Annotated in this window: 9 protein-coding genes and 1 tRNA gene; 8 read left to right on the forward strand and 2 right to left on the reverse strand. The window is 54.1% G+C overall.

Annotation, left to right across the window (positions count from 1 at the left end):
• Nucleotides 1-19: 19 nt before the first annotated feature.
• Nucleotides 20-2,425 carry an MDR family MFS transporter gene (locus ACFR81_RS00800; RefSeq protein ID WP_343875967.1) on the reverse strand — a complete coding sequence of 802 codons (2,406 nt, stop codon included), beginning with the start codon at nt 2,423-2,425 and terminating at the stop codon, nt 20-22.
• A gap of 335 nt (nt 2,426-2,760) precedes the next feature.
• Here ACFR81_RS00800 and ACFR81_RS00805 point away from each other — a divergent pair, with 335 nt between their 5' ends.
• Nucleotides 2,761-3,273 (forward strand): ferritin, encoded by a 513-nt coding sequence (locus ACFR81_RS00805; protein ID WP_343875969.1) that lies wholly within the window; start codon nt 2,761-2,763, stop codon nt 3,271-3,273.
• Between the two features lie 200 nt (nt 3,274-3,473).
• Entirely contained in the window at nt 3,474-4,037 is a 564-nt protein-coding gene (locus ACFR81_RS00810) for a hypothetical protein (RefSeq protein ID WP_141669424.1), read from the forward strand.
• Between the two features lie 488 nt (nt 4,038-4,525).
• On the opposite strand, the gene ACFR81_RS00815 is transcribed toward ACFR81_RS00810, so the two are convergent.
• Nucleotides 4,526-4,609 (reverse strand) — tRNA-Leu (locus ACFR81_RS00815).
• Between the two features lie 312 nt (nt 4,610-4,921).
• Between ACFR81_RS00815 and ACFR81_RS00820 the strand changes: the two genes are divergently transcribed.
• The 6 genes from ACFR81_RS00820 to ACFR81_RS00845 all read left to right on the forward strand — a co-directional run.
• The gene (locus tag ACFR81_RS00820; RefSeq protein WP_145177201.1) at nt 4,922-5,842 is read left to right on the forward strand and encodes an FhaA domain-containing protein; all 921 of its coding nucleotides are present in this window, start codon (nt 4,922-4,924) and stop codon (nt 5,840-5,842) included.
• The gene (locus tag ACFR81_RS00825) at nt 5,843-6,325 is read left to right on the forward strand and encodes an FHA domain-containing protein FhaB/FipA (protein WP_190617464.1); all 483 of its coding nucleotides are present in this window, start codon (nt 5,843-5,845) and stop codon (nt 6,323-6,325) included.
• Between the two features lie 3 nt (nt 6,326-6,328).
• Nucleotides 6,329-8,017 (forward strand): protein phosphatase 2C domain-containing protein, encoded by a 1,689-nt coding sequence (locus ACFR81_RS00830; protein ID WP_151147720.1) that lies wholly within the window; start codon nt 6,329-6,331, stop codon nt 8,015-8,017.
• Nucleotides 8,010-9,500, forward strand: a complete 1,491-nt coding sequence (locus tag ACFR81_RS00835) for an FtsW/RodA/SpoVE family cell cycle protein (RefSeq protein WP_318275243.1) — start codon at nt 8,010-8,012, stop codon at nt 9,498-9,500. Before ACFR81_RS00830 ends, ACFR81_RS00835 begins: the two co-directional genes overlap by 8 nt.
• Nucleotides 9,493-10,938: a peptidoglycan D,D-transpeptidase FtsI family protein gene (locus ACFR81_RS00840; protein WP_343875976.1), complete on the forward strand. Its 1,446-nt coding sequence runs from the start codon at nt 9,493-9,495 to the stop codon at nt 10,936-10,938. Before ACFR81_RS00835 ends, ACFR81_RS00840 begins: the two co-directional genes overlap by 8 nt.
• On the forward strand, nt 10,935-12,635 hold a 1,701-nt coding region (locus tag ACFR81_RS00845; RefSeq protein ID WP_377148588.1), incomplete at its 3' end, for a protein kinase domain-containing protein. The genes ACFR81_RS00840 and ACFR81_RS00845, both read left to right, overlap by 4 nt.

The raw sequence follows: 12,635 nt of genomic DNA on the forward strand, positions 1-12,635 counted from the left end.
TTCAGTCAGTGATTACCGCTTAGCGGTTGCGACGACGTCGCAGCACCGAGAACAGCACCCCACCACTTGCAAGAGCGGCAGCTGAAATGCCTGCTGCGGGCAACCATTTCTTAAGAGGTGACTGGTCTACCGGCAGATCGCGACGGCGGTTGGTTGAATCTGCAAGCAGGGCTTCAGCGGTGGGCTGGGTAGTCCGGGTGAATCCTGCAGGAGTTTCGGTTTCTTCAATAGCGGCGGTGTGGCGCGGCTGAGCGTGCTTCACGGGCTCTCCTGGTTCATTGGCTTCTGTTGCGCGAATTTCGCCGTGTTTTCCCACGCGCTGGTTCGCTGTGTCTACAGTAGCTTCATCAGTGGAGAGTGCACCAGAGTGAGCCTCTGATTCGTTGTTTGTTACGGAATCTTTGGCTTTATCTGCGTCGGTTGCTGCTGCAATCACCTGCACGGGAAGGGCCCCGGTGGAGGCGTCTTTTACCTGGCTATGGAGAACTGCGCCTTCGCGGTCTAGGTCGCGCTGTTTATCAGCGTTCTCGGCTGCGGCTTCTGCTGCGGCGTCGGCGCTTTCTTGAAGACCGGAGACGTTACGTAGCGGCGGAACCTTGAAGAACAGGGTTAGAACGAATGCCGCAAGGATTACACCCAAGCCCACGCGGTAGACAGCGAGAGTTGACTCGTTGAAGCCTTCCATGAAGGGGCGAGTCAGGCGAGCATCTGCACCGTTGAGGTATGAAGTGTCTGAGGTTGAAGCTGAGGCATCAGAATTGGTGTCTTCTGAGTCAGCTTTGTTAGCGACTTCTTCTGCCATCTTGGGTGCGAGTTGGTCTACCCAGTAGCCGCGCTCGGCGTCGTCAGACCAGTCCACTGCGAGCTTGCCGTCGATTACGCTGGCGTGTGCCTGTTCTGCCGCAGAGTTCAAAGCCTGGGCGCGAACCTCAGCAGGGGTGCCTGCCGGAATCTTCGAGTTGATCTGTTCGGTAGCGCCGTCGAGCTGCGTCTGAATATTGGATTTCACGGGGTTCACGATGTTGTTCCACATCTGATCCATGACGCCCTGGTTTGCAGGTGCGGTTGCCACGGTGGGGTTGAGTGCGGCGTCGAGACCGTTACGCAGGTCCCCTTCATTGCTCATGGCGTGGGTAATGTTGGTGGGCATGACCGAGAACAGAATGGAGAGCAGAATCGCGGTACCCATGGTGCCGCCAATCTGGCGGAAGAAGGTAGCGGCCGAGGTTGCTACGCCCATGTAGGACGGCGCGACGGCGTTCTGTGCTGCCAGGGTAAGGGACTGCATGAGCTGACCGAGGCCCAGTCCGATGATGAACATGCCGATCATCAAGAACCAGAGGGGGCGGTCAATGGTCATGAAGGTCAGGTAGAAGTAGCCACATGCCACCAGGAAAGTACCGGTAATCGGGAAGATGCGGTAGGAGCCGGTCTTTGAAACCAAGATACCGGAGACGATCGAGGAGAGCATGATGCCCGCCATCATGGGCAGAGTTGCAAAGCCTGATTCGGTGGGAGTCAGGCCAAGAACAATCTGCAAGAACAGCGGAATGGTCATCATGGCACCGAACATGCCAAAACCTACGAGGGTGCCCAAAATGGTTGCCATCGAGAACGGCTTGGAGCGGAAGAGACGCAGCGGAATAATCGCGTCGTTGCCCATGCGGGATTCAGTGAGGATGAAGGCAAGCAAGCCCACAGCAGAGACGACGTAGCAGGTAATCGAGGTTGCCGAAGCCCAGCCCCATTCGCGGCCCTGTTCAGCTACGAGGAGCAAGGGTACCAGTGCCACAACGACGAAGGTCGCACCCCACCAGTCTACGCGAGGCTTTGCTTTTGCTTCGCCAAAGGAGGGTAGGCGGAGGAATTTCCACACCATAGCGAGGGCTACGAGGCCAATGGGAACATTCACGAGGAATACCCAGCGCCAGCCAGTGATCCAGAAGATGCTGTCTGCGCCTGCAAAGAGTCCGCCAACCAGTGGGCCAATGACCGATGAGATACCGAAGATAGCTAAGAAGTAGCCCTGATATTTAGCGCGTTCGCGAGGTGCGAGCATGTCACCCATGATTGCCATGGGCAAGGACATCAGCGCGCCTGCACCGATTCCCTGGAAAGCACGGAATGCTGCGAGCATTGCCATAGAAGTAGAGAAAGTGGAGAGCAAAGAACCCAGGATGAATACGATGATGCCGAAGATGTAGAGCGGGCGTCGTCCGTACATGTCGGAGAGCTTGCCGTAGATGGGGGTGGTGATGGTGGAGGTGATCATGTAGGCGGTGGTAACCCATGCCTGCTGTTCAAGTCCGTGGAGGTCGTCGCCAATAGTTCGGATTGCGGTGGAGACGATTGTTTGATCAAGCGATGATAGGAACATGCCGGCCATAAGGCCGATGATGACGAGCATGATCTGACGGTGCGTCATGACCGGACTCTTAGACGCTTCCGCAGAACGAACTTCTGTTGTTGCTGTTGACAAGTAAAAACCTTCTGGTGAATGGATCCTTGTTGGATTCGAACCGATGAGAGTAAGGCGGTTGCTTAGATTTTCTCGGTAGCTATCAGATGCGATAGCACGTGGGAATAGGTAAGCGAACGAAACTATATTACTTACAGTTCTGCAAAAATTGCACTTCTGCAAACTTATTTTTGCTAAATGTGATGAACGAGCTATGACAAGCCCCTTCACCGACTCCCGCCCGGCGTCATGATCCGTAAATAATGGTGACAACGCCTGCCCCGGGAGGTAAATTTTTAAATATGCAGATGAATAAAGAACTAGAGAAAAAATTCCAAGATCAAATCACCCTCGAATTCGCCGCGTCCATGGTTTACCGCCAGCTCGCTATCGAAGCTGACGAGCAGGATCTACCGGGCATGAGCGAATGGTTGCGCCGTCAGGCTGATGAGGAAATTGTTCACGCGAACAAGTTCATTCAGCACCTTTCCGACCGCGGTAACCACTCCAATATTGGCGCTATCCCCGCCCACACTATTAAGCAGGGCCTTTCCGCCGCCGAGATTTTTGAGGCAGCGCTGGCGCACGAGCAGAAAGTTTCGGCGTCCATTCGCGATCTTTACCGCGAGGCAGACGAGGCTGGCGACTTCGACTCCCGCCCTCTTTTGAACTGGTTTATTAATGAACAGATTGAAGAGGAAGCTACTGTTTCGGAGATTCTTGCGCAGATTAAGATGGTGGGCGACGACGGCTCGGGGCTGTTGCGCCTGGACGATTCGCTGGGCAAGCGCCCCAATGAAGGTACCGAGGCATAAAAGCTTGCGCGGACGAGATATGCCCCGGAGCCCAAATTTTCTTGAGAGCTTCGGGGCTTTCTTCCATTGAATGAGTAAGTTATCGAGCGGAACCGCTCACAATACCCTATGCAGGTTTTCTTTTATTTAGTACGCTCTGTTCAGTATTTCCCCCGAGGCTACTCTCAAAGAGGAGCTTTAGTTCTCCCCTAGGATTTTTTGTGAATATTTCTCGACGTCAAACTCTTACTGGCGCAGCGTGGTCTGTTCCCGTTGTTATCGCCTCTGCCGCTGTTCCCGCTTATGCAGCTTCCGGTATTTTCGCCGTCAACTTTGATGGAGGCGGGGGAGCTAATGGATGGCAGAACTCGGTTTACTTGAACTTTGGAACGAGCAACGGCTCCACTCAGACCCTCACCAAGCCAGTGACTCTCACCATCAACGTCATAGGCCTCAACACCAATACGACGACCCAGCGTAGCTTCATCATTGGTAGCTCAAACGGAACCCTCGGTACCAGGACTTACACCGCAGCTACCCGCACCACTACTTTTACATGGACGATTCCTGCAGGCACGTCCATTCCGCCCCTCGCAACCGGCGGTAACGCATTGCCTGATATTTTGTTCAGTTTTGGAGACGGTCTAGCTGGCGTTAACCGTATTACCAACAAAATTGTGGTAACTGCTGTGAATGGCGCGTCCCTTTCTCAGACTTTGCCAGTAGATTCCAGCGTCCTTAAGGACAAGAACAAGAGGGCAATTTCACCCGACGGTATCTACTAAACGAATCCACCGCCCTGTACACCTCGGTACGAAGTCCTAGCTTAGCTGCTACCACCGGTTACTTCACGGCAAAAATTACTCCTGACGTTGTAGAGAAATAACGCTTTCTCCAGTTCATAAAGATAAAGGTGGGAGAGGAGCTACGGCTCAACTCTCCCACCTTTGTTGCAGGGGAAATGCAATGATCGCTTCTGTTTCACGCCGCGTGCACCGGGGGAATAGGGGGTACTTTCAAAAGCGCGGGTTTTCAACTGTCAAAAAGAAGCTTCTTGTTAATAGTAAAGAGCGCCCTGTCTCTCTTATGGCGCAGCCCTAGGGGGTATTCGCCATAAAACGCTGCCCCGCTCACAACACCCCATGTCAAGTACTAGAAAGGTGAGCGAGATACCGTTTTAAAACGGTATCTCGCTCACCCATCTGGTACCTCGACCCCCAAATTTTTGAAACAAAAAAGCCCCGATCCTTTCGAATCGGGGCTTTACGCGCTGTGCGCAAGGGGGGACTTGAACCCCCACGATCTTGCGATCACTGGCACCTGAAGCCAGCGCGTCTGCCAATTCCGCCACTTGCGCTCACTGTTTTCTGAACCAAAGTCAGATAACAACAGAGAAAACTATACACGGGAAATCAATAACCCGTCCAATTTACCCCTCATGCACTGGCTCACAACAGCGAATAAAACCTCTCCTTAACCTATTCTCCGAGGTTCTTTCAGGTTTTCCACTAGACTGGGTGCTGTACTGTGTGCTGAATTCTCAACTTAGATTGGGCAGTTTGTTTGAGAAAGTGAGAACTTAGCTCTCAGGTTATCCACAAGAAGAATGGCTATGCTGTTCAACTCATAGGTTGAGCATCTGCCCTGATACCACTCGAGGAGGCCAAGCATGGGGTTCATCAACAAAATTGAGCAGCGCCTAGAAAAGGCCGTACGCGGCACCTTTTCTAAGGGCGGCTCTCAGTTTGAACCAGTTGACCTCGCTAATCGCGTGCGTACCACGATGGATAACAAGGCATATTCCATTTCGTCGGGCAGAACGATTGCGCCGAACGTCTTCACTATTGATTTTGCTGAAGAAGACTTCCCGCGCATCCAAGGCTGGGGTGCGCCTCTGGCTGAGGAGTTGTGCGACGTCGTTATTCGGCACGCCCGCGCCCAGGGCTACTCGTTGCGCGGTTCGGTTCGCGTAACTTTTTCGGTGGACGACGCCGTAGAGGCCGGAGATTTTCTGGTGAGCTCGGCGCAGGAGAAAGTTGCGGCACCGCAGGCTTCCCCCCGCACTGCTGAAACTACTCAACGTCCTCGACGCTCGGTACCCGCTGGTGCTCAGTACCCAGCAATGGAAGAGGATCCTTTACCTACTCGTATTACGCGCCCGGGTTCGCGCGCGCCGCGAGTTGCGCGCCCGCAACCTTCGTCGGTTTCACCCGAGCAGGTTCAGCGCCCCGCTCCCGTGGCGTATTTGTCGGAGAATGCCCGCGCATCGTATTCCCCGCCGCGACCCGCACCTTCCCAGGTAGTTCTAGAAATTAACGGGCAGAACTATTCGTGTAATTCTTTGCCGGTGGTTATTGGTCGCAGTTCCCATGCCGACATCACGGTGGATGACACCGGTGTCTCCCGCCGTCATCTTGAGATTATTGAGCAAGACGGCGTGTACCTTGCCGTTGATCTCGGTTCTACGAATGGAAGCTATCTGAATGGTCAGAAGCTCGTGGGTCGCAGGGAACTTTCTAATGGCTCGGTGTTGACTATGGGCAGGGCGCGCATCGTATTTCGCCTGATGGTTCCAAGGAGTGAACGTTAAATGGCTTCTGAAATTACCGTGACCCTGCTACGCTTCGCGTTTTTGGCGTTGCTGTGGGTCTTCATTTTCATGATTTTGGCGGCAGCACGCCGCGATCTCGGCGTGGGGCGCAATTTCCGTACTGCACGAGCTGTCCCCGCTGCAGATCAGGTGTCCGCTGAACCGCGGCAGACCCAGCCGGCGCCGCCTGCACGCCCCACCCAGCTTGTTATTACCGATGGCGCTCAGGCAGGGGCGGTAATGCGCCTGACCGATCAGCCCGTCACGATGGGGCGCGCTACCGATATTGAGGTCTCTTTGCAGGACGACTACGCCTCCGGTCGCCATGCCCGTCTCTTCCCTCAGGGGTCACGCTGGTTTTTAGAGGATCTCGGTTCAACTAATGGCACCTTCGTTGGCGGTACGCGCCTGACTCGCGCTGTGCCCATTGAGCCCGGTTCTGACTTTCGAGTAGGCCGCACCACCATGCAGTTGAGGCCATAACCTATGGGAATCGCTTTCCAGTTCGCCGCGCGCTCTGATGTGGGTAGGGTACGCTCAAAAAATGACGACTCCGGTTATGCAGGCCATTACCTTGCCGTTGTAGCAGACGGAATGGGCGGGCATGCAGGTGGCGACGTCGCCTCAGCGACCACCGTTTTAGACCTCACCCCCCTGGATCATTCGGGTTTCCAAGGGTCTGCTGGTGTTTATCTGGCGGATGAGATTACCAACGCCAACATCATCATGAATGAGCTGGTAGACCTCAACCCCCGGCTCGCTGGGATGGGAACCACCTGCACCGCCCTGCTGATTGACGGCGAAAAAATTGAGTTGGCGCATATTGGGGATTCGAGGGCTTATCGCCTGCGCGAATCTGGCTTTGAGCAGATTACTACCGATCATACTTTTGTTCAGCGCCTACTCGAAGAAGGGCGGATTAGCCCAGAAGAAGCAGAGAAACACCCCCACAAGAACGTGGTGATGCGGGTGCTGGGCGACGTCGACGCCTCCCCCGAACTAGAACTCAAAAGCCTGGACGCCGAAATTGGCGAAAAGTGGGTGCTGAGTTCGGATGGTTTAGACACCGTGGTGAGCAACGATGAGATTGAATCCATCATGCGCTCTACCAACGATTTGCAAGAGATTACAGACATGCTGGTTAATCTCACGCTTGATCGTGGGGCCCCGGATAACATCACTGTTGTCACGTTGGCAGTTATTGCGGAGGATTCGCTCTCTCAGGCGGTGACGTCGCCGCAACCTATTATTCCGATTCGGCGATATTCGCAGGACGGCACGCTGCTGGGCGAAGTATATCCTGAGCACCGGGTCACCGAGCACGGTGAAGCGGATGTGACTTTTGAACCGTTGGATGAAGAAGATGCCGACGGTTCTCTCCCAACAAGTAAGTGGCGCCGTCGTCTTCCAGGAAATGTGAAGCTTCGTCATGCTCTGAGCCACGGCAAGTGGCGCGGGGAATCATTCTCTGATGGCGTGCTGAACATGATGACGGAGTCCGCGGGCATGGACGAGCGCCCTGATGACCAGGATGATTCGTCGGCGGCGGTTTTGCGGAAAGAGCTGGACGAGCGCCCGCACATTATTGTGGGAGCTGCAGCGAATGCCACTAACACCGGCATGATTCCGGCGGTGACAACTCGTACGGTAGAGCGCCGGGCAACGTTGGTGAACACCGAGCATCCTGAGCCAGTTGAAGATCCTTCAGAACTTCCTGAAGAAATTCGAGCCATGTTAGCTGGTGAAGAGCGGCACCAACGCGCTAAGTGGCCCTTACGCATTTTTACTACGGTGCTGGTCGTTGGTGTGCTTTTGGCGAGCGTTCTTACCTTTTTCTCATGGGTTTCGCACCAGTATTACGTGGGTGTCAACAATAATAAAGTTGCGGTGTTTAGCGGTATTCCGCAGTCGGTTGGCCCCCTCCATTTTTATGAAGTAGTGGAGGAAACCGATGTGGACGTCGATAAGTTGCCCGAGTATTCCCAATCATTGGTGAAGAGCACTATTACTGCCCAGGATCTGGAGGAGACCAAGCGTATCGTGAATGATCTTGAGACTCAGGCTACGGTGCAAGAGAAGGTTTCTGCTTCTCAAAGCGCGAGCCCTTCGCCGAGCCCCGGTTCGGTTATTACGGTAACGCCGAGTGCGAGCGCATCGGAGGGTTCTGGTGGCTAATTTCTTTGGTTTAAGGCGTTCTGATTCGCACGGTGATGCAGGGGTTGCTACTCCGAGGCCGCGCCGGTTTGTTGAGTTGTTCTTTACGCTGATTGCTGTGGCTATTTGCCCCGCGAGTATGTGGATGGTTGATCCTGAGGCTGTTGCGAAGGGGGATACCACGTGGTTGTTGGCTGCCGGTGTGCTGGGTATTGGCGCTTTGTTGATTCACATTGTTTTGTATGTGCGTGCGCGTTTTGCTGATCCGTTTATTTTGCCGATCGTGGTGGCGCTCAACGGCATCGGGTTAGCGATGATTTACCGTATTGACTTGACGACGGCAGCGAACGCTGGCGCGGCTCAGATTATATGGACGGGCGTGGCGATGGTTGCTTCGGCTGTCACGCTGTTTTTCTTAAAGGATCATAGGGGTTTGCGACGGATTACTTATACGTCGCTGGCTATTGCGTTAGTTCTGCTGGTATTGCCGTTGGTTCCCGGTTTAGGTGTGGAGATTAATGGTGCGCGTATCTGGATTTCGGTTCTGGGGCGTACTTTCCAGCCGGGTGAGATTGCCAAGATTGCTTTGGCTGTTTTCTTTGCCGGGTATCTTTCGACTCATCGTGATTTGATTTTGCTGGCGGGCAAGAAGGTTGGTCCGGTTCGTCTGCCGCGTTTTCGTGATTTAGCGCCGATGTTTGTTGCTTGGCTGATTAGCATTGGTGTTCTGGTTTTGCAGAAGGATTTAGGTTCGGCGATTCTGTTCTTCGGTCTATTTTTGAGCATGTTGTATTTGGCAACAGGCCGCATTGTGTGGGTCTTGCTGGGTCTGGTGTTTGTGGCTGTGGGTGGCGTTCTGGCGTATAACTTCATTAGCCATGTTCATTACCGTATTTATGCGTGGGTTCATGCGTTTGATCCTGAGATCTACAATCAGCCTTTTGGCGGTTCTGGTCAGGTAGTTCAGGGGCTGTTTGGATTGGCTTCTGGTGGCTTGTTTGGTCGGGGTTGGGGCAATGGCCGCCCAGATTTGGTGGCTTTCTCTAATTCAGACATGATTATCACTGCCTTAGGTGAAGAGCTGGGTCTGCTCGGTTTGGGTGCGATTTTGATGCTCTTCTTGTTACTAGTGACGCGCGGTATGCGCGCGGCGCTGGGTACTCCGGATGCGTTCGGTAAGCTGCTGGCGGCAGGTCTTTCGCTGGTAATGGTTATTCAGTTGCTGGTGGTCATTGGTGGTGTGACTCGGTTGATTCCATTGACCGGTCTGACGACGCCCTTTATGTCTGCTGGCGGCTCGTCCTTGTTGGCTAACTGGGTGATTGTGGCGCTGTTGCTTTCTATTTCTCATTCGGCACGGGCACCTCATGTGGTGGAAACCTATGACGATGTACCTGAAAGCATTAGTCGCCAGGGTGAGGCAGACGGCGCGACCAGCGTCATCTCACGTATTAGCGAAACTTCTCATCAGGGTTCAACGAAGGTAGGAGATGCTCGTGAATAGATCTATTCGCCGCGCTTGGCTCGCTGCCTCATGCGTGTTTGTGCTTTTGTTGGGTTCTCTCTCGTACATTCAGTTCTTTGATGCGAAGCGCCTAGGTGAGCATGCGTGGAACTCGCGGGGCATGTATGAGAGTTATGGTTCTCAGCGTGGTTCTATTGTGGTCGGCGGAACTGAGATTGCCTCATCGGTTGCTTCTAATGATGGCTATGATTTCCAGCGAACTTATTCTGACCCTGAAACGTATGCTTCGTTAACCGGTTATTTCTCGTCGATTTATGGTGCAACCGGTTTAGAGTCGGCGATGAATGAGGAGCTCTCGGGCACTTCAGACCGCCAGTTCTATGACCGTCTTTCGCAAATGTTTAGCGGTAATTCAGCTCAGGGCGCCACGGTGGAGCTCACCGTCGATACCCAGCTTCAGCAGATTGCCTATAACGCGTTGCAGGGGCACAAGGGCGCTATCGCGGTAATGAATCCAAGGACCGGTGAGGTTCTTGCGTTGGTGAGTTCGCCGTCTTATGACCCGAACGAGCTTTCTTCGCATAACAACGAGTCGGTTCTGGCAGCTTACGAGCGTTTGAACGCTGATCCTGCACGTCCGCTGATGAACCGTGCAATTGGCGGAGATACCTACGCACCGGGGTCCACATTCAAAATTATTGATGCTGTAGCAGCTCTTGAGTCCGGCAAATACACCAAAGATTCTGTGATTCCTAACCCACAGAATCTGCCGTTGCCAGGCACCACAGCAAGTTTGCCCAACTATGTGAACGGTCAATGTGCAACTCGCGCCGATGCCACCATAGAATGGGCTTTAGCGCAGTCGTGCAATACTCCGTTTGCCCAAATTGCAATGGATTTGGGCCAAGAGAAAATTGCAAAGACTGCTCAGAACTTTGGTTATGGTGATTCCTCGCTGAGCATCCCGCTTTCGGTATCGGAATCGGTCTTCCCATCGAGCATGACTGATAGCCAACTGGCTCAAGCGGCAATCGGTCAGTATGACGTCAAGACCACCCCGTTACAGGTTGCCATGATGTCTTCTGCCATCGCCAACGACGGCGTCCAGATGAAACCGAACCTGATTAGGTCGGTCAAGTCTCATAGCCTCAGCACCCTGTATGAGTTTTCTGCGGAGAAATGGAGAACTTCAACTTCTGCAGATACCGCTCAGCAGGTGAAAGAATGGATGGTAAATAACGTGGATAACGGCATTGCCTCCGGTGCTGCGGTGGACGGCGTGAAGGTAGCGGGTAAAACCGGTACCGCCGAAATCGGTACTACTGGTTTGAACAATGCGTGGTTTACGGGCTTTGCACCCGCAGACAATCCACAAGTAGCCGTTGCGGTCGTATATGAAGGTGTTGATACCGCTGAGGGAGCATCGCTCGCAGCTCCCGCAGCGAAACAAATTTTTGAGGCGGTGTTGAACAGGTGAGACCCTCAACTGAAACGACCTTAGGTGGTCGCTACGACCTAACTGAGCGTATTGCTATTGGTGGCATGGGTGAGGTTTGGAAAGCGCGCGATAAGGTATTGGGCCGTATTGTTGCGGTCAAGATTCTGAAAGAGGAATATACCGGTGATCCCGGTTTCCTCGAGCGTTTTCGTGCTGAGGCGCGCCATACAGCGTTGCTGAATCATCCCGGCGTCGCCAATGTTTTCGACTACGGCGAGGAAGACGGCTCTGCCTACTTGGTCATGGAGTTGGTTCCTGGCGAACCTCTCTCTGCGATTATCGAGAAGGAACGCAAGCTCGACTCAGATCGTATCTTGAATTTCATGGCGCAGACCGCTCGTGCGCTGGCTGCTGCCCACGCGCAGGGTTTGGTGCACCGCGACGTCAAGCCGGGCAACTTGATTATCACTCCGGACGATCGGGTAAAGGTTACTGACTTTGGTATTGCCCGCCTTGCTGACCAGGTACCTCTCACCGCCACCGGTCAGGTTATGGGCACCGCTCAGTATTTGGCACCGGAACAGGCAACGGGGCAGCAGGCTACGGCGTCATCCGATATGTACTCGTTGGGCATCATTGGTTATGAGTGTTTGGCAGGACGCCGCCCCTTCACGGGCGAGTCACAGATTGCTATTGCTTTGGCTCAGGTCAATGACCCGCCACCGGCTCTTCCTACTAAGATTCCTGCACCGGCAGCGGCACTGATTATGTGCTTGCTGTCGAAGGATCCTGAGGAGCGCCCCAAGAGTGCAACTGCTCTTGCGTCTGCTATTGATGCAATTCGCCGTCAGGACATTCCTGCTGCTATCAAGGCTGTTCCTACTCTAGGAAAGTTTTTGCCCGACGGCGCGCAGACGTCGTCAACCCAGGTCGTGACTGCTCCCACCACGGTGGCTCCCTCTGCTAAGCGTTTTGGCTCGGGCAAGAAGTACACCCCTCAGCCCAACACGGCGGAGATGCCTGCGGTTGCTCCAGCGGCTGCATACGGTTCCCGTCCTGTTTATGAGCCTGAGAAGAAAAAGTCGGGCTGGTTGTGGGTCTCCCTCCTCTTGGCTCTGGCGATTATTGGCATGATTGTCTGGTTCGTGTTGGCTGGGCAGAATTCTTCCAAGAACGCCGTAGAAGACTCCTCCCCTACCGCTGCGGGCACGGTCTCCACGGTGGCAGCCCCTACGGCGTCGGATGAAAGCCAGAAAGCGGAGCAGACCGTCAATATTGACGCCGCCGCTTATGAGGGTCGCCCGTTAGAGGACGTCGTGAATGAGCTGGTTGCGCTAGGGTTCTCCACTAAAACAACCGGAGTGACCTCGGATAAAGAATCGGACACTGTTTTGTCGGTTTCTCCTGTGGGCGCTGTAACTGCTGGTAGTACCGTGACCGTGGAGTACTCTACTGGTCCGCAGTCGGTCACTCTTCCTTCTAATCTGGAGGGTAAGAATGCAGACGAGGCTATTGACGAAATCACTAAACTAGGTGTCAACGTGAAGGTTCATAATGAAGAATCTAAGTCTGCGGATCCTAACACGGTTCTGCGGACCAACCCCACCTCCGGCTCAAAGGTTGAAGTAGGTAGTAGCGTAGATGTTTACGTAGCTAGCGCCCCCGCGTCTTCAGCTTCAGGAACCTCTCAGCGTTCAGAATCAGCGTCCGCATCGACGGCGTCTGAGCCTTCCGCA

The organism is Rothia amarae, assembly GCF_042677725.1.
GTDB classification, from domain to species: Bacteria; Actinomycetota; Actinomycetes; order Actinomycetales; family Micrococcaceae; genus Rothia; species Rothia amarae.